The 25,379-nt window shown below is 44.2% G+C and carries 21 protein-coding genes; 8 read left to right on the top strand and 13 right to left on the bottom strand.

The window, feature by feature from the left end:
* Positions 1 to 11: 11 nt before the first annotated feature.
* The 3 genes from ACXAGV_RS10095 to ACXAGV_RS10085 all read right to left on the bottom strand — a co-directional run bounded on the left by ACXAGV_RS10095 (position 12) and on the right by ACXAGV_RS10085 (position 3,404).
* A complete protein-coding gene (locus tag ACXAGV_RS10095; RefSeq protein ID WP_474806446.1) occupies positions 12 to 548 on the bottom strand; it encodes a redoxin domain-containing protein in 537 nt (178 codons plus the stop codon).
* 260 nt (positions 549 to 808) lie between these two features.
* Positions 809 to 2,755 carry a M1 family metallopeptidase gene (locus ACXAGV_RS10090; RefSeq protein WP_474873136.1) on the bottom strand — a complete coding sequence of 649 codons (1,947 nt, stop codon included), beginning with the start codon at positions 2,753 to 2,755 and terminating at the stop codon, positions 809 to 811.
* Positions 2,756 to 2,975: 220 nt separating this feature from the next.
* Positions 2,976 to 3,404 carry an organic hydroperoxide resistance protein gene (locus ACXAGV_RS10085; RefSeq protein WP_474873135.1) on the bottom strand — a complete coding sequence of 143 codons (429 nt, stop codon included), beginning with the start codon at positions 3,402 to 3,404 and terminating at the stop codon, positions 2,976 to 2,978.
* A 138-nt stretch (positions 3,405 to 3,542) separates the two neighbouring features.
* On the opposite strand from ACXAGV_RS10085, the gene ACXAGV_RS10080 reads away from it, so the two are divergent.
* The 3 genes from ACXAGV_RS10080 (at position 3,543) to ACXAGV_RS10070 (ending at position 5,336) form a co-directional block, all read left to right on the top strand.
* Complete coding sequence (locus ACXAGV_RS10080) at positions 3,543 to 3,983, top strand: MarR family winged helix-turn-helix transcriptional regulator (protein ID WP_474873134.1); 441 nt, start codon at positions 3,543 to 3,545, stop codon at positions 3,981 to 3,983.
* A gap of 156 nt (positions 3,984 to 4,139) precedes the next feature.
* Complete coding sequence (gene trhA / locus ACXAGV_RS10075) at positions 4,140 to 4,796, top strand: PAQR family membrane homeostasis protein TrhA (protein WP_474873254.1); 657 nt, start codon at positions 4,140 to 4,142, stop codon at positions 4,794 to 4,796.
* A 24-nt stretch (positions 4,797 to 4,820) separates the two neighbouring features.
* A complete protein-coding gene (locus tag ACXAGV_RS10070) occupies positions 4,821 to 5,336 on the top strand; it encodes a protein-tyrosine phosphatase family protein (protein WP_474873133.1) in 516 nt (171 codons plus the stop codon).
* 111 nt (positions 5,337 to 5,447) lie between these two features.
* Here ACXAGV_RS10070 and ACXAGV_RS10065 read toward each other — a convergent pair whose 3' ends face one another.
* The 4 genes from ACXAGV_RS10065 to ACXAGV_RS10050 form a co-directional block, all read right to left on the bottom strand.
* A complete protein-coding gene (locus ACXAGV_RS10065; protein ID WP_474873132.1) occupies positions 5,448 to 6,389 on the bottom strand; it encodes a hypothetical protein in 942 nt (313 codons plus the stop codon).
* Between the two features lie 17 nt (positions 6,390 to 6,406).
* A complete protein-coding gene (locus ACXAGV_RS10060) occupies positions 6,407 to 7,165 on the bottom strand; it encodes a hypothetical protein (RefSeq protein ID WP_474873131.1) in 759 nt (252 codons plus the stop codon).
* Positions 7,165 to 7,695, bottom strand: coding sequence for an RNA polymerase sigma factor (locus ACXAGV_RS10055; RefSeq protein ID WP_474827608.1), 531 nt, complete (start codon positions 7,693 to 7,695; stop codon positions 7,165 to 7,167). The genes ACXAGV_RS10060 and ACXAGV_RS10055 overlap by 1 nt, the downstream gene beginning before the upstream one ends.
* 268 nt (positions 7,696 to 7,963) lie before the next feature.
* Positions 7,964 to 8,872, bottom strand: a complete 909-nt coding sequence (locus ACXAGV_RS10050; RefSeq protein WP_474873130.1) for a LysR substrate-binding domain-containing protein — start codon at positions 8,870 to 8,872, stop codon at positions 7,964 to 7,966.
* Between the two features lie 334 nt (positions 8,873 to 9,206).
* On the opposite strand from ACXAGV_RS10050, the gene ACXAGV_RS10045 reads away from it, so the two are divergent.
* Positions 9,207 to 10,184 (top strand): universal stress protein, encoded by a 978-nt coding sequence (locus ACXAGV_RS10045; protein ID WP_474873129.1) that lies wholly within the window; start codon positions 9,207 to 9,209, stop codon positions 10,182 to 10,184.
* A 196-nt stretch (positions 10,185 to 10,380) separates the two neighbouring features.
* Here the strand turns inward: ACXAGV_RS10045 and ACXAGV_RS10040 are convergent, their stop codons facing one another.
* From ACXAGV_RS10040 to ACXAGV_RS10020, 5 genes are all read right to left on the bottom strand, one after another.
* Entirely contained in the window at positions 10,381 to 11,652 is a 1,272-nt protein-coding gene (locus tag ACXAGV_RS10040; protein ID WP_474827616.1) for an inorganic phosphate transporter, read from the bottom strand.
* A gap of 340 nt (positions 11,653 to 11,992) precedes the next feature.
* Positions 11,993 to 12,709: a phosphate signaling complex protein PhoU gene (gene phoU, locus ACXAGV_RS10035; RefSeq protein WP_474873128.1), complete on the bottom strand. Its 717-nt coding sequence runs from the start codon at positions 12,707 to 12,709 to the stop codon at positions 11,993 to 11,995.
* Positions 12,710 to 12,859: 150 nt separating this feature from the next.
* Positions 12,860 to 13,666, bottom strand: coding sequence for a phosphate ABC transporter ATP-binding protein PstB (gene pstB, locus ACXAGV_RS10030; RefSeq protein WP_474873127.1), 807 nt, complete (start codon positions 13,664 to 13,666; stop codon positions 12,860 to 12,862).
* Between the two features lie 15 nt (positions 13,667 to 13,681).
* Positions 13,682 to 15,241 (bottom strand): phosphate ABC transporter permease PstA, encoded by a 1,560-nt coding sequence (pstA, locus tag ACXAGV_RS10025; protein ID WP_474873126.1) that lies wholly within the window; start codon positions 15,239 to 15,241, stop codon positions 13,682 to 13,684.
* Complete coding sequence (locus ACXAGV_RS10020) at positions 15,234 to 17,411, bottom strand: ABC transporter permease subunit (protein WP_474873125.1); 2,178 nt, start codon at positions 17,409 to 17,411, stop codon at positions 15,234 to 15,236. Before ACXAGV_RS10020 ends, pstA begins: the two co-directional genes overlap by 8 nt.
* Positions 17,412 to 17,620: 209 nt before the next feature.
* Between ACXAGV_RS10020 and ACXAGV_RS10015 the strand changes: the two genes are divergently transcribed.
* The 4 genes from ACXAGV_RS10015 (at position 17,621) to ACXAGV_RS10000 (ending at position 22,893) form a co-directional block, all read left to right on the top strand.
* Positions 17,621 to 18,127 carry a glycine cleavage system transcriptional repressor gene (locus ACXAGV_RS10015; RefSeq protein WP_474827624.1) on the top strand — a complete coding sequence of 169 codons (507 nt, stop codon included), beginning with the start codon at positions 17,621 to 17,623 and terminating at the stop codon, positions 18,125 to 18,127.
* Between the two features lie 198 nt (positions 18,128 to 18,325).
* A complete protein-coding gene (gene ppk1 / locus ACXAGV_RS10010) occupies positions 18,326 to 20,398 on the top strand; it encodes a polyphosphate kinase 1 (RefSeq protein ID WP_474873124.1) in 2,073 nt (690 codons plus the stop codon).
* 16 nt (positions 20,399 to 20,414) lie between these two features.
* On the top strand, positions 20,415 to 21,977 hold the full coding sequence (gene ppx / locus ACXAGV_RS10005) for an exopolyphosphatase (protein WP_474873123.1): 1,563 nt from the start codon (positions 20,415 to 20,417) through the stop codon (positions 21,975 to 21,977).
* A gap of 148 nt (positions 21,978 to 22,125) precedes the next feature.
* Entirely contained in the window at positions 22,126 to 22,893 is a 768-nt protein-coding gene (locus ACXAGV_RS10000) for a substrate-binding periplasmic protein (protein ID WP_474873122.1), read from the top strand.
* A 30-nt stretch (positions 22,894 to 22,923) separates the two neighbouring features.
* Here ACXAGV_RS10000 and ACXAGV_RS09995 read toward each other — a convergent pair whose 3' ends face one another.
* Positions 22,924 to 25,065: a prolyl oligopeptidase family serine peptidase gene (locus tag ACXAGV_RS09995; RefSeq protein ID WP_474873121.1), complete on the bottom strand. Its 2,142-nt coding sequence runs from the start codon at positions 25,063 to 25,065 to the stop codon at positions 22,924 to 22,926.
* Positions 25,066 to 25,379: the final 314 nt, after the last annotated feature.

The following is a 25,379-nucleotide window of genomic DNA, read 5'->3' as shown; positions in this document are numbered from 1 at the left end:
ACTCGTTAATCCTAACCTTTAAACGTGCCACGTATAGGGTAGTTATTCTCTGGGTTTCGAATAAACTCTAGACCAGATACAAGCTGCTCTAAATCAGGGCGAACAAAAGGCGCGTTAGCAATTTCAGCAATATGAATTTCATTATCTCCATTAAGCACAAACAAGGCAGGCTCAGCAAAGTTATGATCCGTTTCTTTTTCTGAACGCGGCTCAGAAATATATAACCCTAGCTTTTCCATATCACTTTGTGACAATCCGTACGCAATGGGAAAGTTTATCGATAAATCGTCCAAATGCTTTTCAAGCTGAGCTTTACTGTCGCCGCTTACTGCAACAACATCAATATTAAGCTCGCGTAGTCGACCCGTAAAATCTTCAAGTTTGTTTAAGTATTTGGTACAAATCGGGCAGTGCTTACCACGGTATACCACCACCATTTTCCAGTCACATCCGTCGCCCTTGTCTGCCAGCGATATAGTTTCGCCAGTTGATAGCGTTGCCTTTACTTCAGGAAAAGTAGTAGCTGGGTGCATCTTTTGTGTATACATAAAAACTCCTTAACGATTAATTCAAATCCTTCAGCGTGCGGCTAGCAAGTAAGCTGCTCAGCTACACTTGAATTACACTAGGTAAACGACACTAGGTAAACGACACTAGGTAAACGTTAGTACGCTTGTCCTAACTTTAAGATCGCCCTTTTGAACAATCGTTCAATTTTTTATGTATAAGTATTGCTCTTGCTATAAATAAGAAAGCAGCGCCTAATGCGCTGCTTTAATTGTTACTAACTTAACAGAACGACTGATGATTAATTCACATAGCCTTCATTCGCTTTCACCGTAAGTGGGTGGTAGCCCGATTTGGCTTCTTCAAATGCGCGTTTAGCAAACGCCTTGCCTTCAGGTGTTTTTGATAGCTCGCGATAAAGCGGCTTAACAAGCTTATTACGACCTATTGACACCAAGTAGCTATACAAACGATCAAAAGCAGGCTGATAGTTACTCTCTACTGCAATCATCAACCAGCTGTGAGCAATTTCATTGTTTTTCGTCGAGGTAAGCGAAAACGCTGAATCTAGCTCTGCCAGCTGTGCTTTGCTTAACGATTCAGGCATGTTGTTAAGAAAATATAGCCACTCGTGCACTGTCCACTGCGTGGTTTCAATATCCGCTGCTTTCACGTCGCCAGAAAGCCAAGCGCTTCGTGTTTCATCAATTTTAGTGAAGGCATCAGATTCTGGCTGCGGTGCGCCTTTTGGAATACCAGGTTCAAAGATCCAAGTATGAATTCGCTCTGCGTCTAGCTTATCTGGGTACTGCTTCAATAACGTGTCGTCTAAATAGGCGATAAAGGTGTCGGTAGTAATGCTCTTAAAGGCAAAGTCTTTGAAGTATTGCATCAAGAACGCGTCGAAGTTCTCTCGACCAATCTTTTGTTCAATTTCACGTAAGAACAGTGCGCCTTTTTCGTATGGTATGTTTGAGAAAACATCGTCCGGATTACGACCACGAAGATCGATAGCAAGGATCTCATCATTCTCATCTAAAGCTGCAATATCATTCTCTAGATCTTGATAACCCAGCACAGCTTCTTTTTTGAAACGGTCGTGACCATAGATCATTTCCATAATCCGGTAAGTTAAGTAGGTTGTGAAGCCCTCGTTTAACCACAGATCCCGCCATGTCGCGTTTGTTACTGTGTTACCAGACCAGCTGTGCGCAAGTTCATGAGCAATTAACGACACTAAGCTTTTATCACCTGCTATAACTGTAGGTGTGATAAACGACAAACGAGGGTTTTCCATACCGCCAAAAGGAAACGACGGCGGCAGAATGAGAAGATCGTAACGGTCCCACTGGTAGGGCCCATAGGTTTCTTCTGTTACTTCTAACATCGCCTCAGTGTCTTCAAATTCTCTAGCTGCACTTTCAAGTAGCGCTGGCTCAGCATATACCCCGGTTCGCTCGCCCATGGATTTAAACTCCAAATCACCTATGGCCAACGCAATAAGATACGATGGGATAGGCTGTGGCATGGTGAACTCATATTCTCCGTCTCGCTCGGTGGTAGGATCGTTTGACGCACTCATCACTGCAAGCAGTGCTTTAGGCGTTTTTATTGTCGCGTCATAGGTTACGCGCACTTGCGGTGAGTCTTGAAGCGGAATAAAGCTTCGCGCGTGAACCGCTTGCGCTTGGGTAAACAGGAACGGGTGCTTTTTACCCGCCGTTTGCGCTGGTGTTAACCATTGTACGCCAGACGCTTCAGGTGAGGTTGAATACGCAACCGTTACTGCGTTTGCGGTACTAGGTAGTGTAATCGTAAGCGGTGTACCTAAATCAGGGTCAATCTCCCCCATTTCAAAGGGCACGCTTTCACCATCAACCGTAACGCTTTGAATATTTAAAGCGCGCGTATCTAACACCAAGGTATTGTTGTCGGGCTTTTCACGCTTTACATCAAGCGTTACGTCGCCAACAAGCTGCTTGGTCTCAAAGTTTGCAGTTAGGTTTAGGCTTAGATGGGTTACCCGAACCTCATTTGGGTTCGCGAAAGAATGATAATCTACGCCAGAGGCAATAGCTGCATCAGATTGGTTTGCTACTGCAACATTTTGTGCTTCGGTGTCTGAAGTCGAGCCTACGCTGACGGCTTGATCTTTGTCTGTCTTGGCTGCGTCTACATTGCTGTTGTCGCTGCATGCGAACAAAACAGGCGCGCATACGAATGTAGCCAGTAATCCGTATTTTTTCATATAACTTCCTAAAGGATGATTGATACGATCTCAGTGTATCAATCTGTTATATGACTGGCGACTCTAATTCGAAGAGCTGCGTTGTAACTGCGCTATATTTCGAAAAGCAGTAAGGGTTAACATGAATAAGTACAGGACAGCAACGCCATCTGACGAAGGCGTTGCTGTCTGACGAGGGCATTAACTAACTGCGTTAACCGCTGACTCGTTTGCCGTTTAATTAAGCAAGACTAATATCTACTTCAATGTTACCGCGGGTCGCGTTTGAATATGGGCATACCTGATGAGCAGTCTCGACTAAGCTTTGTGCTTGTGCTTTGTCCATATCGCCCAAATCTACCGTCAGTTTTACAGCAATAGCAAAGCCTTGTTCAATAGGTCCAATTGCAACGTTGCCAGTTACATTAATGTCATCGGCCAGCTTAATTTTTTGCGATGCAGCCACATGCTTTAACGCACCGATAAAGCACGCTGAATAGCCCGCTGCGAACATTTGTTCAGGGTTCGTCCCTTCTCCACCTGCACCGCCCAACTCTTTGGGTGTAGAGAGTTTAAGGTCTAGCTTACCATCACTTGATTTTGCTGTACCTTCTCGACCGCCGGTTGCTGTTGCTGTTCCGGTATAAACGACTTGTTGAAGTTTATGCATAATTGCTCTCCTAATTGTGAAATGACCATTTACTTTGCATGCAAAATAAATTAGCACCGAACCAAGTTGCGGATCAAGTACTTTGTATGCAAAATATAAATCGCATTCAAAAAGTAGTGTCAATAAGGGTTAAGTGTTATGTCAGAATTATTAAAGTTGGAAAATCAGCTTTGCCACCGTTTTTATACGCTGTCGAATGCATTCACTCGTGCTTACCGCCCCCTTCTTAAAGCGCTGGATATCACCTATCCTCAATATGTGACTTTAATGGCGCTTTGGGAAGATGACGACATTACTATTGCCGAGCTTTTAGAGAGAACGGCCATAGACGGTGGTGCTATGTCGCTGATTCTTAAAAAATTAGAGGACAAAGGCTTTTTAGTTGTCACTAAAGATAAAGCCGACAAACGCGTTAAGCGCGTTCAACTAACAAATATGGGTAAGGAGCAGAAAGCCATAGCAGAAGAAGTACCCGCGCAAATGCTTTGCAAGTTCAACGGTATGAGTACAGAAGAAAGCCAAACATTAAAATGTCTTCTGGACAAATTGGGCGGCTGCTTCGAAAGTACAGATTTGTAAATCCCTTTGTAATCTTATCGTCATCAGGCTATTAACGTTTTCTGTTAATATTCTCACATTGAGCGAACAAGTGTGCGCTATAATTGTCAAAATAGATATGCCAATAGAAAGACAAGAGGTGTGCATATTTCTACTGATTACAAAAAAGGCGACGTGATGACAGACGTAAAGGAACAAACAAAAGCTATTACTGCCAAAGCTTACTCCGTTTTAGAAGAGTGGCTGAATAGTATTACTCACGGCATTGGCTTTATTGCGGCCATCGTGGGTTTAATATTTATGTTGTACCGCGCTGACGATACGCTCGCATTAACCACCGCCGCCATTTACGGCTCTACCCTCATTCTCGTATTTTTAAGTTCTACGCTTTACCATGCAATTTCGCATCAAAAGGCTAAGGGCTGGCTTAAGTTATTCGACCATAGTGCAATATATTTATTGATAGCAGGTACTTACACACCCTTACTGTTAGTTTCAATTGGCGGCATATTAGGCATTACCATGACCGCAATTATTTGGAGCTTAGCGCTAGGTGGCGTCGCATTTAAACTTATCGCTCAGCACAGGTTTCCAAAGGTGTCAGTAATGACCTATTTATTAATGGGCTGGATTGCTCTAGGCCTTATTTACCCACTCTATATCGCTCTGCCAGGTGCTGGACTATGGTTATTGGTAGCAGGTGGGCTGTGTTTCAGCGTAGGCGTGTGCTTTTACGTGGCAAAAAAGGTAAAATATACGCACGCAATCTGGCACTTATTCGTAATTGGTGGATGCAGTTGCCATTACTTTTCTATTTATTATTTCGTCGTTTAACAAGAGGTTTTAGATAACGCAGCTATGCGAGACGCTGAGAAAAAAGAGCACAGTACAACAGCAAACCCGAATATCGCGTGGTTTTCACTACGCGCAGGTCAAATATGCTTGGGGAAAAAGCCCGTAGAAAGTGATTTTAAACGGCTTAAGTCACTGGGCGTTACCCATATTGCAACGGTACAAACCAGTGAAGAACAAGCACCGGTTATTCGCGATAGCTCGAATGCGGCTGGGTTAGAATGGTTATGGGTTCCCTTTTTACACCCGTCGTCAGAGTCCCCCACCGAAGATGTACACCTTCATCAATATCTTCATGAACTGTCTCAAATGCTGACGGAGGGAGCGAAGATATATTTGCACTGCGATGGCTCACAGCATCGCTGTAGTTTATTGTTCTACGCACTTTGCCACTATTGTCGAATACCATCTAATAGCGCCTATAATGCGCTGCATAGCTTTGGCGCAAACGCGGCGAATAACTTAGTAAGATCCGAGCTCACATGGGCTGCAGAATTGGGGCATATTGCGCCTAAAATCTAGGCGATAAAAAACGCACCCTTCTTAACAATTTAGTCAATCTAGGCGCGCGATATGTTTTAATCAATCAAAGCGTTTAGGCTAACTGTTACCTACAGCGCCCTATCTTTTTGTTTAAAATTGATAAATGTTAGCGTTGGTAAGAAGTTTATTCGCATCAATTTTTTCTTGCACACAGCGCACTATATCAGCACGAGTGAATACGTAGATCCGATCCTTGCGCTCTCGACTTTCGCCCATTTCGAAATCTTTTAGCACCATGCTGATGTGTTCATTTTCCGGCAGACCACGTAAGCCTGAGCCAAATCGGCATAGGGTCTCGCTCATGCCCGACTCAAAACCAGCCAGAAACGTTTTATAAGCTTGCTGCTGCTGTGCTTTTCGCGCCTCCATTTGTTTAGTCTGCTCTTTCTCAATTGCTTTGAGCTCGTCCTTCATGCTTTTTTCTTTCGCTTCTAATTGCTTAAGCTGCTCTCCAGACTGCTCTTTTTGCGCGAGTAATTCTTTTTTTCGCGCCTCGTCTGCGTGACGCAATTCAAAGGTAATATCTCGCAATTCACGTTCTACTTCTCTTGCTTCCCAAGCAAGTTCACGCTGCATGTTACGTAGGTCCCGTAAGCGACTGTTGTTGTCAGCAAACGCCTGAGAAAAACGATGGCTGGTTTCTTCTGCGTAAGCTTCCCACTCTCTGGCTGCTTCAAACACTATGTCATCTACATCACTAAACGAATTTACAGACGGGACTGGTGGTGCTGACGGAGCGGGTGGCACAGCACCAACCAAACCTTCTACCAGTGTTTCTATCTCTCGCACCCAGTTACCACTTTGCCCTCTCACCGAAAAAGTAAATACTGCCCCCTGCCCCGCAAGATAGCTAGTTTCAATTTGACTCACTCTCCAAGAATCTGTCGCGGCATTTTGTCGTAAGGACGTTTTGAGTACCCCTGACATTATTTCTAATTCATTCGATAGCGTGTCATACTTTTGCGCACTTTGTGCGTTCGCAAGACCACCAGCAGCAGAGCAAAGTAGTAAAGCAGTTAATAAACGTTTCATAATTTCACCTAATTACATTAATCATCTAGCGACGACTGTGGATTGTTTGTTTCATACGGCATGGTTAATGGCACTTCAGAGCGGCTGTTAGGTAAATTTACCGCGCTGTAGCCTATTTCAATGTCATCGATTTCATCCTGTAGACGCGTAAATTGGCGTGCATAGAATCTTTGATCATCAATACGCTGCTCGTTGATAAATTTAATAAGCTCAGCAAAGTCGTGTTTGCGTTCTTCTCTACTCGACGCTAATAAGTACTTAGTAAGCTCTGCACTACTTTGTTGCTGCTGTGTAGATAGCGCCTGAGCGTATTCTTTGAACAGTGTTTGGTTTGCTTGTTGATAGAAATCACGTTGCTCACCTAAAGCTTTAGCAACTTCTTGCGTAACGCGCTGCTCAACCATTTCATCCACTGTGTTGGCGCTTTTGTTTGAAAACGTAAGCGCTATACCGTTATCGCTATACGACAGCTTTGCACCGGTGAGTACGGCTAATAGCGCACACGCCGACATGGCCATGGCACACGACGGCAAGCTAAACCAAGACGACAGCGAACGTGGTTCATCTTTTTTAAAAAAGGTCTGTTCTTTGTCCCACTGGGGAAGCGCCGGAGCAACGAAGCTTGAACTTGCGCTGTTCAAACGAACGCTATTTTCTACCGCTTGCGCGAACTCAGCATCTGAATCACACAACGCGTTAAACTGCTTTTCCTGCTCGCTATCAAGCGAGTTGTCCAGATAAGCTGAGAATAAGGCTTCTTTTTCATATAAGGTCATTATTCCAACTCCAACTTCAACTTTGCTAAGGCTGCGTAAAGTCGCGACTTAGCGGTATTTACTGAAATATCCATTTGCTGTGCAATTTCTTCGAACGTGAAATGGCCGAAGAATTTCAATTCCACCACCGCCTTTTGGCCCAAAGGTAAGGTCTGCATAGCCTGCGTTAACGCTCTACTCTCTCTATCGCTATAAAGCTGCATTTCAGGGCATGGCGCACTGCAAAGTGGGGCCTGTATATCGTCAATGTCAGAATGCGGCTTTCGCTTGCGATATAGTTCAACGCAGCGACAGTGGGCAATGCGATAGAGCCAACTTTTAAAACTGCCCTTACCTTTAAAACAGGCAAGACTGCGAAACACAGAGATAAAAATCTCCTGCATCAAATCTGCTGCATCATGGCTATTCCCTGTCATTCGAATACCGTATTGATACATAGCGGTTTCGTAGCGAGATATAAGCGTAAACCACGCTTTTTTATTACCCTTTAATGCCTGTTCCACGAGTTTTTCATCTCGTTTTTTAAACACGCCATTCCCCGTTTTTACGCTTTGTTTTTTACTTAACCATTAAGTCGATAAGCTTTGCAAAAAAGTTTGTTTATTTGATAAATAAATTGCCAGTTAAGGAGTAAGTTCGCTGAAACTGTGCTTCATACCAATCCGCATAGATAGAGGATGGGGAACTCTTTTTAGGGACAACCAAGACAATAATTGATGTCGGCAATAAAAAAGCGGCTGAGCACAAGAGTTCAACCGCTTTAGCTAAATACGAAAGGTAGCGCGCTCTGCGCCAAGATTATTTTAGTGTGGGAATGGGCAGCAGGGGCGAGATAATTTCACCTATACGACGAAACAGCTGCATACGTGTAGTGCCCGAACGCCATACTAAGCCAATCTCACGAAACCCCTGCTCTTCAGCGGGGAAGCTCTTAAGGCCAGTGTGTTCAAGAATAGATTGGTTTATCGCAAGTTCAGGTAAGAAGGTGTAGCCCATTTTACTGTTCGCTAGTTGCACCAATGTATGGAGACTGCTTGCTGCCACGCTGCTAATTTGGTCACTATGCTGAAGGTTACACGCACTCACTGCGTGGCCGGTCATACAGTGTTCTTGCTGAAGTAAAAAGATACTCTTTTTAGGCAAGGTTGAAATATCCACAGGATTAGGCAATTTTTCGGCTATATCCTCGTGAGCTATCAGATGAAACGGGTCGTGCCCCAAGACCCTTTGTTTACACCCAGGAGTTTCCATTGGCAGCGCTAAGATCAGTAAATCTAATCTGCCGTCGGTCAATTGCTGTAGTAACTTCTCCGTTGTGTCTTCCTGCATCTCCAAGTTGATCTCGGGCAGAAACGCAGAAAACGCCCCCATCATGCCTTCAAAAAGAAACGGCGCGATGGTAGGAATAACACCTAACTTTAATGTACCTCGTTGCCAGTTACCCGCATTTTGCGCGTACTCCACCAGTTCATTGGCTTCTTGTAGCAGCACTTTACTGCGTTCAACAATATCTAGTCCCAAAGACGTAAACACAAAGGTTTTATGTTCACGCTCAAGAAGTTGGCTTCCGAAGTGCTCTTCAAGGTTCTGAATGGCCGTACTCAAAGTTGACTGACTTACGTTACAGCGCTGGGCAGCACGGTGAAAATGTTGCTCTTGATGTAGCGTCACTAAATAGTGCAGGTGCTTAAGATTAGGCCATTTCATGGGCATCTCACAATTATTTAAAAAGGGATTAAAAAATATTGGATTAATCTAACATAAAGATTAAATAGCGCCTAGAGTTGTAGCGCTTAGTTAACCAATACTACCTTGTTTCATCTGCATCCATATATATCAAGCAGGCTCTAAAAGAAGGTGAGCTTGCCTTTTACTTTACAAACTATAAGAAGCTTTTAAGAAATTGGTGTTTCTTGCTGGAAAGCCCCCACAAGTAGCGTTAGGATTAAATTAAACCGCAATAACCGTCACATTTTTTCAGCGAAGTAAGACTCGCTTTTGAATGATCTAGCTAATAGAGCGATAAACCATTGAGGGCAGTATGAAAGGACATTATAAAAACATTTTGTGTGTATTGAGCGATTCTCACCGACAAGATGATACGGTTGCCCAAGCACTGCATATCGCCAAAGCACATCAAGCTTCTCTTACCGTTATGCTTTCGCTAGAATCTTTGCCGCCCAACGCCAGTATGGTCATGGAGTCTTTCTCTTACGTTGATTCTCAGCAAACCATGGAAACCCAAGCCCAGCACTGGTTAAAAGAACAAGCGGAAAGCTGGGGCAAACACTATCCTGTATCTACCGCGGTAACGGTCGGACAACCACTTATTGATGTTGTACGCTACGTACAGAAGAATAATATCGACTTAGTGATTAAACGCGCTGAAGAAAGCTTTCTAGATAAGTTATTCGGAAGCTTAGATATGCGCTTGTTCCGCAAGTGCCCCTGCCCGGTTTGGATCATTAATCACAAGCCTCGCAGTCAGTACAAAAACGTCGTGGCCGCGCTGGATTTGAATTATCACTACCCTCAGCATGAAGTATCAATTAGACGCGACCTTAACCGCGACATTTTGCGTCACGCTAGCCAGATAGCTCTGCTAGAGTTTGCACAGCTACACATTGTTCACGTTTTTGATGCGGTTCCTGAAAATATCGCCAGAGACGGTTTTATTACTGTCGATAACGATAGAATGGAAACTGATCTTGCTAAAATTCATGCCGAACGTGAAGCTGAACTAGACAGGCTGCTTGAAGAACTGGGTAATGAACTCGATGACAACGTATTAGAGTACTTAAAGCCTCAGAAACACATTGTTCACGGTTATCCTAGAAGAGAAATTGCAGCTACTACCACATCGCTTGATACCGACATTATTGTGATGGGTACTGTGGCACGTTTAGGTGTTCCTGGCTATATCATGGGTGATACGGCTGAAGAAACGATTCATCAGCTAAAGTGTGCCGTGGTCGGTGTTAAACCCCGTGGCTTTGAAACACCTATCTCTATTGATTAGGCTGTTATACCAGTCCGCATAGATAGTTACCCACCAAGCAGAGTTAAAATGTTCGTAATCGCGGCGTGTTGCCGCAGGTATACTACATCAAGCTGACACAACAAAGAGTAAAGACAACAAAAAGGCCGTGCTTCACTTAAAGCACGGCCTTTTTTATTTCTTTTCGCTTAATACGAACGTTTGGAAGCGCTATGTTCTATGCTACGCCAAACGACGCTTTAAGAATAAAGAAGAAGATGATCGAAAGAATTGCGCCCGCAGGCAAAGTAACAATCCACGATACGACGATATTTCTCACGATGCCTAGGTTAAGTGCTGATACGCCACGTGCCAGACCAACACCTAATACTGCGCCAACCAGTGTTTGTGTAGTCGAAATAGGTAAACCTGTACCCGATGCGATAACCACCGTACAAGCTGCAGCAAGCTCTGCTGCAAAACCGCGACTTGGCGTTAAGTGCGTAATACCTTGACCTATGGTTTTAATTACGCGATGTCCAAATAACGCAAGGCCGGCAACAATACCTAACCCACCTAATGGTAAAATCCACCAAGCAAGTGTTGTGCTTGAGTTAATTTCACCACCGCTGGTAACGACACTTACTACAGCCGCAAGAGGGCCAATCGCATTAGCTACATCATTTGAACCATGGGCAAATGCCATACAACAGGCTGTTACTACCATCAGCAATGCGAATACTTTTTCAACGTTAGCCGCTTGTAAGTCTGCATCTTCCGAACCGCTGAACTTCATACGGCCGATAAACCACTTGCCTAAGAAACCTAACGCTACGGCAATACCAATAGCCAATAGATATCCGTTAACGGCGCTTAACTCTAAACCAACGTGCTTAAGGCCCTTCTTGATAGTAACAAGCGACATCACAAAGCCAGCTAATGCCATATAGAAGGGTACGTAACGCTTGGCGTTGGCAAACGGAGAGGCAGTTTGGAAGATGAGCTTGTGCGCGCTCATAAAGATAAGATAAGCAATAATACCTGATATAGCAGGGGTAACTACCCAACTACCTACAATACCGCCGACTTTATCCCATGCTACCGCGTCCATACTGACGCCAGTTGCCGTAAAGCCGATAATGGCACCGATAATTGAGTGAGTTGTAGATACAGGCCACCCTAACCATGACGCTACTGCTAGCCAGATTCCAGCCGCGAGTAGTGACGAAATCATGCCTAATACTAAGTATTCAGGTATATCTATAAAGAAGGTTGAGTCGATAATCCCTTTTCGAATGGTAGATGTTACTTCGCCACCAGCTAGGTAGGCGCCAGCAAACTCAAATATCATTGCAATGATAATGGCTTGTTTAATGGTTAAAGCTTTAGAACCTACTGACGTACCCATTGCGTTGGCAACGTCATTCGCTCCAATACCCCATGCCATGACGAAACCAACGCCGGCGGCAAGGATTATAAGAATTAGGCCATAACTTTCAAAAAATTCCACGGATAATCGCTCCCGATCTAAACGCGATTTAGGCTGGACGCTACTTGAGTAAGTAGCATGATCTCTTCACCACTTAGGCTAGAGAATGAAGTTAAAGACAAATTGTGTTTTATCATATGGTTCGATTAAATTTTGCACGATCTGTTCTTGGCTGCGGCGCATGATAACGTAATCATGTTAGAAGCCATAGCGAAAATCACTGAAAAACGATAAAAGTATACGGAATTATTTGAATGCGATGATAAATCCACCAAATATTTCAGTTTTATGACAAATAAATTTCACAAACATCCATGTTGGGGTATTAATACGCAAAATCGCACTGACCATTTGGACAGGATTACGTCAAATCTTCCAATTTTTGCTGCATATTTTCCAGGGGCCTGTGCCTAACATCTGTACCGCGAGTAAGGTAAACAACATACTCACACACGTTTTTACATCTATCACCGATTCGCTCTAGCGAGCGCATTGCCCACAATACATCTAGCCAATCCTGCATATCGTCGGTACTTTTTTGCATTTCAGAGGTGGTATACGACAGCAGGCGCTTGTATTCACTGTCAATGCGGTTGTCTTGATCGTACACCTCTAGTGCTGCTGCTTCATCCTGACGGGCAAAAGCGTCAAATGTGCCGCGCATCATGGCGGCAACCCTCTCACCAATAAGCAGCATACTGCTTTTGATTGTATCTGAGCTAGGTAACTTATTGCGCGTTACCAGCTTGGCGATACGCTCTATTTCATCGCCCATACGTTCAATATCGGTAATGGCTTTGGAAATCGTCATAATTAAACGCAGATCGCTAGCAGTGGGATGGCGTTTTGCAATAATGCGTAAGCACTCTTCATCAATTTGAATTTCCATGGAGTTAATTTTCAGGTCGTTCAACACCACTTTTTCAGCCAAAGCAGCGTGATTGTGCTTCACTGCTTTTAAGGTATCGACCAGCTGCTGTTCAACTTCACCTCCCATGGTTAATACCGAGTTACGCAAGTTTTCCAACTCGATATTAAACGTACCCGAGATATGCGTATTTAACGCTACCTGTCGCATAGTGATTCCCCCTCACGGCTCAAGCTGAATGGATAACGGCAATACAAGGAGCCAACGCCCATTGCTACGCGCTTGTAACACGCAGCAACGCCAAAACAAATTATAGCGTTACGGCGTAAGTCCACGTTGGGACACGTGTCCACAGCTTGGTTATCCATAACGCCCCGTTATGTAGTCTTCGGTTTGTTTCTTCTCTGGCATAGTAAACAGCGTGTCGCTATCAGCATATTCTATCAGCCTACCCTGATGGAAAAAGGCGGTATAGTCGCTTACCCGAGCCGCTTGCTGCATGTTGTGCGTCACGATAATAATGGTGCATTGTTTCTTTAATGCCTCCATAAGCTCTTCGATGAAAAGTGTGGTTAATGGATCAAGGGCTGAGGTGGGTTCATCAAGAAGCAGAATGTCGGGCTTCAACGCCAGTGCTCTTGCAATAACCAAGCGCTGCTGCTGACCGCCAGATAAAACATGGGCAGATTCAAACAGGCGATCTTTTACCTCATCCCAAAGTGCCGCTTGTTTTAATGCGCTTTCAACAGCATCGTCTAAGTGTCTGCGAACCTTCACGCCCTGCAGCTTTAGCCCATAACACACGTTTTCATAAATGCTCATAGGAAAGGGATTCGGACGTTGAAAGACCATACCCACATTTGTTCTAAGACGAGACACGTTTACTTTGCGGCCATTGATGTTTCGGCCATCAATAATAATTTCACCATTATATTTGCAACCGTCATACAAATCGTTCAGACGATTGAAACAGCTGATGAGCGTTGATTTGCCGCAGCCACTTTGCCCGATTAGCGCCGTTATTTTGTTTTTAGGTATTCGCATGCTGATGTCATTTAACACATGCTTACTACCAAACCATAGGTTAAGGTTTTTCACCTCTACCGCGGTTTGTGCTTCACTAATGTCGTTAACGTTTAACGTATTGTGTTCAAACAACTTCAACATGTTACAAAACCTGCCTTATCCTTTAAGGTAGCGCTTGCGCAGACGCGTTCTTAGTAAAACTGCCAGAATATTTAGTACAAACACCACAACGAGTAAAAGCAAACAAGCAGCAAACATCATACTTGCACTTTTTCCATCGGTCTGGCTGTGAAACGCACCGTCGTATATAAGCACGCCCAAGTGCATAAACTGCCTATCGAGGTGGAGATAAGGAAATTCTCCGTCTATTGGCAACGTTGGCGCAAACTTAACCGCACCAACCAGCATGAGTGGCGCAACTTCACCTGCTGCCCGCGCAATGGCGAGAATTACACCAGTCATAATACCGGGTGACGCTATGGGCAATACGGTGCGCACTATAGTCTCAATTTTGGTTGCCCCCAATGCGTAACTGCCGGCTTTTAACCCTTCTGGCACTCGGCGCAAGCCCTCTTCAGTGGCAACAATAACCACGGGGAGCGTTAAAATCGCCATGGTCAACGCAGCCCAGAATACCCCTGGACTTCCCATGGTTGGCGCTGGCAGTGTTTCACTAAATAATAGCTCGTCAATACTGCCGCCTAGGGTGTAAACAAAGAAACCAAGTCCAAATACGCCGTAAACTATAGAAGGTACCCCCGCCATGTTGCTTACACTAACGCGAATAATGGTTGTAAACGCTGTGTTAGGTGCATACTCGCTTAAATAAATAGCGGCCAATACACCAAATGGCGTTACGATGATTGTCATTAAAAACACCATAAGCACGGTGCCAAATAAAGCTGGGAAAACGCCACCAGAGGTGTTTGCTTGTTTAGGGGAATCGGTAAGGAATACGCCAATCTCTGAAAACACCACTTTCCATTTTTCAAAGGTGCTCAAACGACTGACGAAATCGACATCTTGAATACTGGAAATAGGGATCACAAACGACGCCCCGTCTGCAAAGCTTACCAATAAAGTATATTCGGCCCGTGTTGCCTCTAGCGCTTCTACTCGCTTTTGGTATTCTTTGAACGAGGCGACTAAGCGCTCTCTGGCCGGCGCATCGGCGACAACGTTGCGTTTATCGAACTGAGATAGCGCTTCGTGAATAGGTGCAAGATGCCGCGTATTTAAATCTTCGATTTGGGCACTTATTTGAGCCACTTCCTCTAGCACCGCATCAATTTTGCTAAGAGGCTGAGGTGGTGAAGAAGGCACAACGAGATATTCAGGAATTGCTAACACACGCCTGCCGTCTAATAGCTTAATCTCTGCACTTTCTCTCGCTAGTTGCGTGATATCTATCTCCTCTCGGGAGACCTCAACTTGAAAACCATAAGGATGCAGTGTGTCGGAATACTTAAGGATGACATCTTCATTTGCCGAGTTATCGAACACGTTAGCGAGTACAGAAAACTTTCTGCCGTCTTGGTGCTTGCCTGTGACCGTGTAGATAGGTTCTGGCCAAAAATATGCCGTACCGCGAAAACTAATAAGTATGAGAACGCTAACTAGCGCAATAAGCAACAGGCTGGTGAAGAAAGCCGTTAAGCTAATGACTAATGATTGCCGCTGAACCGCACTTAATCCAAACATCGTTTGATTAACCATAGTATGCTCTACGTCTTATGCGTTGTCGCAATAGCTCTGCCATGGTGTTTACCAAAAAGGTAAACAGGAACAAAATACACGCGGTGAAAAATAGAATTTGATAATGCGCTGATGATACATCAGCCTCTGGAAGTTCTATAGCCAAGTTAGCAGTAAGTGCTCGCAAACCCTCTATAAGTCCCCAGCTGGAGATCGGCGTATTTCCCGTCACCATAAGAACAATCATGGTTTCACCAAACGCGCGGCCGAAACCTAGCATAATCGCTGCAACAATACCCGGTAGTGCAACATGAAGAACAACATGAAGTAAGGTCTGTAGTCGTGTGGCGCCTAAAGCAAAAGAGGCGTGTTTTAAATCACTTGGAACGCCGTTAATCGCATCCTCAGCGAGGGAATAGATACTAGGTGATATGGCCACGCCTAAGGCTAACGCAACCACTATTGTGGTTTTTCCTATGGGGCTATCGGACTCTGCAGCAAGCAAAGTAAATCCGTCTACCCCCATAACCGAAAAAATGAGTGAAGGCGCATATTCCACACTTATGAAACCTAAAACAAACACACCGCTTATAGCAAAAAGTAGCTCTGCACCATGTCGTAACTTCTTTGGTAAATACTCTGCAACAGGGCGCTGAACTAAGGCAACAAGAATAAGCACAAAAGGAATAACGATAAGGAAAAAAGCAAAAGAAAACAAAAACTGCTCGGCTTTCGGCGACAACCAAATGGCAGCAATGAAGCCGATTAGCACGCTGGGTATAGCTTCTAAAAGCTCGATAGCCGGTTTAACGAAATTGCGCAATCGGCTTTTGGCGAAAAACGCAGTGTAAATCGCCGCGCCAATAGCAACCGGAATAGCAATAAGCAGCGCTAAAAGTGATGCTTTGATACTGCCGATCAATAGCGGAGTTAAACTAAATTTGGCTTCTTGAAAATCTGACGCACTGGTAGTTTGCCATACGGTTTCTTCTTTTTCATATCCTTCGTAGTGCTGAGGTTCAAATAAAGAGGCCCATGTAGTAATGCCACTTAGGTGCTTACCTTCCCATACCGATAGGGTACTTTCTGAATAGCCGTACAGCTTATTGCCGTACCAAATAATATTCTCAGCCGAGCGCTCTATCTGTTGTGACGCCACCACATCGCCAGACACACGGTTAACCAATAACACCCTTGCCTTATCGGTCAGTACAGCCACTAAGTTCATACTGGCATGTTCTGCCACATCCCTAACTTTCTCTCCTGGTAGCGCTACTTGGTAGGTTTTTTCAAAGGTGAGGCCTTTATCGCTCTTGCTCAAAACCCAGCGAGTAAGCGCCTGTGTTTCACTGTTCATTAAGAAGAATGTGCGGTCTTTAGCAAGAGGAAACACAATCTTTTCATTTAATGACATGGCGATATCTTCTGCTACAGGAAGTAATGACGCCCCTTCATCCGTGAGCCTATTGAGGAAAAGGGTATCATTCACTTGGAGCAACAGGCTCTGGCTGCCGGGTAACAATACGAGCCTGTCTATATTATGAAACCGCTTATCCACCACTTGCGTAGGACTACGCCGATTTACCCAACGAATAAATACATTATTGCCCTGTACGATAGAAACTACCGCCCATTTTGAAGACAGTGCCATACTCCAGCTGGTGCGTTTTTCCCATTCCTCTTTAGGAAGCGCAAAGGTTATAGTGTTCGACAATTCAGCTTGTGGCGTACTTGTAGCGGTAACTTTTGCGCCGCCATCTGTCACATTGAATGACCTAACCGGTAAAACCCTTACTTGTGCATTGGGAGAGACATCAACAATATAATTCTCTCCCATCACGCTGTAGCTCGACAAACTATGCTCGCAAGGACGAATGTAATCGTGATTGCTTACTAAAGCATTGCCTTGAAGCAACTTTAACCCCAATCGACAGTCAGACTTTCTAACCAACATTGGCTGACTGTTAATGATGTCGCCTGCGCTGATAATTTTTTCATTATCAGACGTTTTCAAGCTCAACAGATGATTTAAGCTAGGAGTATAGGCCAACGGTAGAGCTTGGCTAATAAGGTGGGTAATAAGAATAACCAGAGTTAACAAAACAAGGCCGCCAAAGCCGGTCACGACATAACGTGACCACCTATCGCTTCGCTGGCGTTTTTTGTTTGTGCTGTTGCTGTCGAAAGTCATGGGGCTGTTTAGTAATTCTTATTCTCGAAATTCTTCATTTTTAAGAAGAATAACCCTAAATTGCACTGGTGAGCAGTGTAAGTTTTGTTATGCTAATAGCAAGTGAAATTTTATAGCATTACCTATGCGCAACCCACTCTGCGCCTATGGTATTACCCAACAGGAAGACGATCAAAGTTTTTCTCTACACGCCCAATAAGGAGCACCGCATGCAATCATTGGTTATCAGCATCATGGGTAAAGACAAGCCTGGTTTGGTAGATGCACTAGCTAAGTGTGTGTACAAACATGAAGGCAATTGGCAAGGGTCGAGTTTTGCGCATATGGCTGGTATGTTCACCGGCTTTGTTGAAGTTCACGTTACCGATAACAACAAACAAAGCTTAATTGATGCATTAGACGCCATTAAAGATTTGTCAGTGCAGTCAGTAGCGGTTGCTAGTAATGACAGCAATAACACTACCAAGTTGACGGTTGATGTGATGGGCAATGACAAAACCGGCATTGTTCAAGAGCTTACTTCTGTTCTAAACCAGTTCAACTTGAATATTGTCACCTTTGCTTCACATTGTGAAAGCGCGCCTAACTGGGGAAGTCTAATCTTCAAAGCAAAAGCAGAGATCGCGGTGCCAGAAGATTTTGACGACGGCGCACTGCAAGACTCACTGGAGTCATTAGCTAACGATTTGGTGGTCGATATTACTGCGAAGCGATAATAGTAAGGTTATGGGCTTAATTTCAAGTGCGCACCAGCAAGCGTGGCAGTGTCTCGAAACAAAGCCCATACCATTGAAAGGTAAAGGGATCACCGCATCGTATTGAATAGGTTTTAATACCAGAATACGAGTTGTCACAGTAGTGTCACTGACTGATGGCAGTCTTTGACCATTTTTATGAGCGTGAATTGAGACATTATGGATAACGACGTTTTATATTATCCCAAGGAATTAAGCTGGCTTGCGTTTAACGAACGTGTACTTCAAGAAGCCGCAGATAAAAATAACCCTGCTATAGAACGCATTCGCTTTCTTGGTATTTATTCTAATAATCTTGATGAATTCTATCGGGTACGTGCTGCGGATGTTAAGCGCCTTATCACTATTGCACAAAACGATGGAAACGAAGAAGAAGCCGAGCGCCTGATAAACTTGATGGCACAAATTCAAAAGAAAGTAGTGCATCTTTCTGAAAAGTTCGATCAAATACACAAGGATGTTGTCAAATCCCTTGCTCGATACAACATCCATATCCTACGCAAAGATGACTTAGACGATTATCAAAAGCAGTGGGTACGCAATTATTTTATCAACAAGGCACTGCGTCATATTGCGCCTATTCTTATTGATAAGAAAACAGATCTGTTAAGCCGCTTAAATGGTAACTCCGTTTATTTGTACGTTGCGCTACGCAGAAAAGAACGCAACCCGAAGTTCGCCGTTATTCAAGTTCCTACTTCTGAAATGTCGCGCTTTATGCTTATCCCACCGCAAAAAAGCCGTAAGAAAAAAAGCATCGTTATGCTCGATGACATGATTCAGTTGTGTATTGAAGATATCTTCCGCGGTTTCGTAAAGTTTGACGAAATCGAAGCCTTTTCATTCAAAATGACCCGTGACGCAGAGTATTCGATTAACGAAGAAATTGACGAAAGTTTCGTTGAGAAAATGTCAGAAAGTATGAAACAGCGCCTTATTGCAGAGCCTGTACGCGTGATCTACGACACTGACATGCCAGAAGATATGCAGTCAGACCTTCGTAAACGTCTCAAAATAACCAAACTTGATACCATGCACGCTGCGGGACACTACCGTAACTTTAAAGACTTCATTGGCTTCCCCAATGTGGGTCGAGAATATTTAGAGCACACGCCACTGCCGGCCATCGACAGCAAAGCGTTCTCTCAATACAACACGGTATTTGATGCAATTACTGCACGGGATATACTGCTATATTACCCGTATCATCGCTTCCTGCACTTCACCGAATTCGTTCGACAGGCGGCTTTCGACCCAAATGTAAAAGCTATACGCATCAATATTTATCGTGTTGCTAGTAATTCTCGCATTGTAAACTCGTTGATTGACGCGGTAGATAACGGAAAAAAAGTAACCGTAGTCGTAGAGCTTCGCGCCCGTTTTGACGAAGAAGCCAACATTGAATGGTCTAAGCGCATGACCGATGCAGGTATACGCGTTGTACTTGGCGTGCCTACCCTTAAAATTCACTCTAAGTTGTGTATTGTGACCCGTGAAGAACGGGGAAGTTTGGTTAATTATGCGCATTTCGGTACCGGTAACTTCAACGAGAAAACCGCGAAAATTTATACCGACTACAGCTTATTTACTCGCAATCAAGAATTGGCCAATGAAGGGGTGGCGGTATTCGATCTTATTCAATACCCTTATAGACGTTATAAATTCCAGCACCTACAAATATCGCCGTTAAACGCGAGAACAAAAATTCAGTCGCTAATTCGCCAAGAAATTCAGCACCTCAACCAAGGTCAAAAGGCTCAAATCACCTTCAAAATTAACAACCTTGTTGATAAAGAACTGATTGATGATTTGTACCGAGCCAGCCAGGCTGGCGTTAAGATCCGCGGTATAGTGCGCGGTATGTGTTCGCTTAACACAGGGTTAAAAGGAATAAGCGAAAACATCGAAATTATCTCTATTGTCGATCGGTTCCTTGAACACCCTCGCGTAATGATTTTTGAAGGCGGCGGCGATAGAAAAGTGTACATATCATCTGCAGATTGGATGACCCGCAACATGGACAACCGCATTGAAGTAGGTTGCCCAGTGTATGATAAAGGTCTTCAACAGCGCATTGTTGATATAATGGAGCTACAATTTAAAGACACCCTGAAGGCGCGAGTGATTGACAAGGATCAGAGCAACAAGTACGTTCCCAGGGGAAATCGTAAAAAACTTCGCTCGCAGATAGAAATTTATGACTATTTGAAGAAGCTAGAAGACACTTTGTAGGATAGTTAATCAGTACATGACCCAGCATGAATCAGTTTTTAATGGTGTGGAAACCCGCGATGTTAATAAAGTCGCAGCACTCGATATTGGCTCGAATAGTTTTCATTTAGTAGTAGCACGTATTGTTGCTGGGTCTGTGCAGATTTTGCATAGAGTGAAACAAAAAGTTCGTTTGGCAGAAGGTCTAAACGACGACGATATTTTGTCTGATGAAGCGATGGAGCGTGGGCTTGCTATGCTTAAAGTGGTAGCGGAAAGCCTAAAAGGTTTTGAGCCCGACTCGGTGAGAATTGTCGCCACCCACACGTTGCGCAGAGCGCGTAACGCCCGCGATTTTATCAGCGCAGCAAAAGACATCCTCCCCTACCCTATCGAGGTCATTTCAGGTGTAGAAGAAGCCCGACTTATTTATTCAGGCGTTGCTCATACCAACCACGCAGACGGTCAACAATTGGTTATTGATATAGGCGGTGGTTCTACCGAATTTGTTATTGGTAAAGGCTTTACCCCCCTACTTTGCCGAAGCCTTCAAATGGGCTGCGTTAGCTATACCAAACGATTTTTCCCTGACGGTGAGCTAAAGTCCAAAGCGTTCAATCGCGCTATAACCGCCGCACAGCAAGAGCTTGAGTTAATTGACAATAAATATCGCAGGCTAGGATGGGTTCAGTGTATAGGTACGTCTGGTACCATTCGCTCACTGTCTACTCTTTGCCAGCAAGACAGACCCAACGGTCACGATATCCCAGTAACGCTTAAAAGCTTACGCAATTTGATGAAGCAGTTCATAAGCGCCGGCCATATCGACAAATTAAGTTTCCCAGATTTAAGTGAAGATCGCCGCGTGGTTATCGCGGGCGGCCTTGCTATTCTTATCGCCGTATTCAAAGCACTAGAAATTGAAGGCTTGGTGTACTCGCCTGCCGCATTGCGTGAAGGCGTGCTTTATCAGATGGAAGATGAGCTTCATCACGCTGATATTCGCGGCAGAACGGCGAGTAGTTTGGCAACGCGCTACGATGTAGATACATCCCAAGCCACTATGGTGCTTAACACAACCCTCTCACTTTTCAGTGATGTTGAAAAAGCATGGAAACTTAAAGGCCGCGACTTTAAAAGCATGCTTGGCTGGGCCGCATTGCTTCATGAAGTCGGCATGCAAATTAACTCACGAGGTATACAAAAACATAGCGCTTATATTCTTGGCAATGTGGATATGCCTGGGTTTACGCAGGAACAGCAGTTACTGCTAGCTACACTCGTACGGTTCCATAGAAAGAAGATTCGCATCAATGAACTGCCTACGTTTAATCTTTTCGATCAGCAGTCAGTTAAGCACTTAATCGCCTTACTGCGTTTGGGTGTGCTACTCAATATTAAACGCCAAGAGGGTTTTGTACCTGACCTCGTTATAAATGTAGAAAAGAACGAACTTACCATTACCTTTCCAGAAGGCTGGTTAGATGAGAAACCCATTATTTCTGCTGATCTACTGCGTGAAAGCCACTATTGGAAAGCCCTTGATTTAAAACTCACAGTTGTACCTGATATCGAACAGTTACACCCTGTTGTGGAATAAACACATATCGGCTATCAATATCTCGAACTGAGCATTTTATAGGCAAATATCAGTATTATTTGCCTATAAAACGGATATACTGCGCATTAGCTTTTCCTTATCTAAAACCCTCAATTGGTGTTATTTCTGTAGGTTCTCAACAGTAGTTATGTTTCGTAGTATCTGGATTTTTTTGTTGCTGATTGCAAGTTCATCTACCTTTGGTTCTTCGAACCATGTCTACTTTTTGAGCGAGGTTACGCCGCCCTATTACTGGATTGACGAGAATGGAAAAGCACAGGGCGTCAACGTAGACCTCGCTAACGCACTTCAGCCTTTACTGCCATTTAGTAGTTCGTTAGAACATTTGCCGTGGGCGCGTGCATTACAAGAAACCCGAGACAATCCCAACCTTGTACTTTTATCTCTATTAAAAACATCAAACAGAGAAAGTGATTTTACGTGGCTTTCTTCAGTTAATCATATGCAAGCTTCGCTTATCCGCTTAAAGCGAAAAGAGACTATGCACGTCAATTCCTTAGAGGAAGCAAAGCACTTTCGAGTTGGCTCAATACGCGGCTATGGTTCAGCATTTTATCTACAGCAACAAGGTTTTAAAGAAAATAAAAACCTTGCTTTGGTCGCTGAGCCTACACTACTGTGGAAGTTGCTGTACATGGAACGCATCGACTTTGCTTTAGCCAATTTTGAGACTGGAAAGTATGAAATCAGTGACGCTGGTTTTAATCCTAGTGACGTAACGAGCGAATATGTCGTTGAAGCATTAGGTGCCGACCTTTTTATTGCCACCGGCCTTAAGACTGAAAAAGACAAAGTAAACTCGCTTAAAAAAGCGCTTTCAATTTTAAAAGCGAATGGCGAGTATGCTCGAATACTAAAAAAATGGGGCCTTGAACCGATTGAATCGACGCAATAGCCCCATTTACGCATAACTCTTACGAACTAGTTATTGAGCTTCAACTGTCATACTTTGTGACTGCGCGCTGTCGTATTTTTTAAACCACGCCAAAATGTTTTCCACTTTACCAATCATTCTAGAAGGCTTAGAAGCAATTCCATGCGGAGACCCGGGTACTTTTACCAGTACGCTATCAACCTTTTGAAACTTTAACGCTTGATAGAACTGTTCAGTCTCAGACATTGGGGTACGTTTATCTTCCACTCCCGTGATCAACATGGTGGGGGTAGTTACATTTCCTACTAGTGACAGCGGTGAACGCTTCCAGTAATGCTCTACGTTATCCCACGGCTTGCCCGGAAATTGGAAAGGGATTTGATACAGGCCTGAATCGGCAGTCAGCACTTTCGATAACCAGTTGATAACGGGTTTTGCAACAACGGCGGCTTTGAATCGGTCAGTAAGGCCAATGGCATAGGCTGATGCAATCCCCCCCGCTGAGCCACCCGTTATAAACAGGCGTTCTGGGTCAGCTATTCCTTTTTCAATCAGCGCGTCTACTCCAGACATATGGTCGGCAAAGTCATATTCCGAGCTGTATTTACCTTGAAGCAGCAGTGCAAAGCGCTCTCCGTAACCTGTGCTGCCTCTGTGATTATCATAAAACACCACATAACCCTCTGCTGCCATGCGCTGCAATTCAGCAGTAAATACAGGGCCATAGGCGAGGTTTGGCCCACCATGAATTTCCAAAATAAGTGGATACGTTTTCGAACTGTCATAATTTGGCGGCAGAATGTACCATCCTTGGATTTCTTCGCCATCAATAGAAGATGGATAGACAATCTCTTTCACCTCTCCGAGCTGTTTATGCCCTAAAACGTCTTCGTTCAGCGCAGTAAGCTGTCGCTCTTTTCGCGTCGTCACAAATAGATCTGCAGGACGATCGGTTCGTCCTTTAGTGTATGCCACTACATCACCTACCGCATGATAGGTACCAAACACGTAGGGGCGGCCGAGTGTAGTGCCACCTAAACCGCTCGCCACTGTTTTCACTTTGCCCGACAACGATACAACATCAACTTGTGCCAAGCCGCGTACCGATTGCTGAAAGTAAATACGTTTATTGTCTTTCCAGTGAAAATTAGACACTGAATTATCAATATCTTTTGTTAAGTTTCTTTGTTCAGAGCCGTCGCTATTCATCAGGTATAAATAGCTATTTTTATACATCACTTTTTCGTCGTCGCGATACGAATAGGCAATATGTTTTCCGTCGGGCGATACGACAGGCGATGATTCAAGGCCTTTATCCTGAGTCAACTGTTCAATATTTCCCATTAAATCAACGGAAAATATATCGGCTTCAACAGGCTCATACTCCCAATTATCAGTGCGATTGGCAGAGAAATAGATTTTGTCACCTTCGGGGGAGAAGCTTAATCGCCCATTGTGGTGATAGTTACCTGAAGTCAGCTGTCGTGCTGTACCACCATCGGCAGGAACGATGAAAATATGAGTGTAAGCTGGCTCAAGAACCCCGCGCCCATCGGCTTGATAGCGCGCTTTGGTGATGTACTGAAATTTAGGCGACCACTTTGCACCGTCTGGCTTTTTTGGCATTTTTACATCTAGCGGCTTTTCTTTGGCATCTATGCTCATGGTAAAGGCAATGTATTTACCATCTGGCGACCAAGTAATATTGCTCGGGCTCGACGCCACGTTTGTGACGAGAGCCGTTTGCCCTGTATCCATCCATCGCACATATAATTGCGGTTTACCTTCTTCATTAGAAAGGTAAGCCAACCGGCTCCCATCCGGTGACCAGCGAATAGAATAGTAACTCTTTTTCGACGACAGTAAGGGGCGGTGTGACTTCCCATCAACCGACGCTAGCCATACATTCGCTCGACTGCTGTCTGACGTAATGTCGTTTGAACGGCGCACATATGCAACATATTTACCGTTTGGCGACACCTGAACTTCGCTCACGTATTCCAAATTAAAAATATCTTCCGATTTAAAATAGTGGCTATTGTCTGTATCGGTAATTCCAGCCTCAGTATTGGCAAAGACTGAACTGGATAACACTACATTTGATAATGCAAAAGCGCCCCCGTAAAAAAGTGCAGCTAACGCTGCCTGACGCATCACTACCGACGAGTACCTGCGACTTCTATTTCTAAACATACCTCACCTTATTTTTCGTTATATGGACCTGTAAACCTTTGCGGAACACTTTAAATCAGGTCCTCTCGTTTTGTTTTCTGGCGTACTCACTTTTGCGTGATGGTTTTGTAATTCCAGTATTACTGAATAAATTCTCTCGATAAAGAGTAAACGCTGAACGCCCTCATCAAGACGATTAAGCGCAAACTAATAAACGTAACACAGTAATTTAAACTCGTCCTTCGGGAAGCCCTGGCAAGTTTCCTAGCCGCATTCTGGGAATTTGAAAGGAAACCGACATTCCTGCATTTCCGCGCTTTACTTGGACACTTGCC

The sequence above is a fragment of the Alteromonas sp. ABH4_453 genome, assembly GCF_056160665.1.
This window is presented reverse-complemented; position numbering and strand designations above follow the sequence as displayed.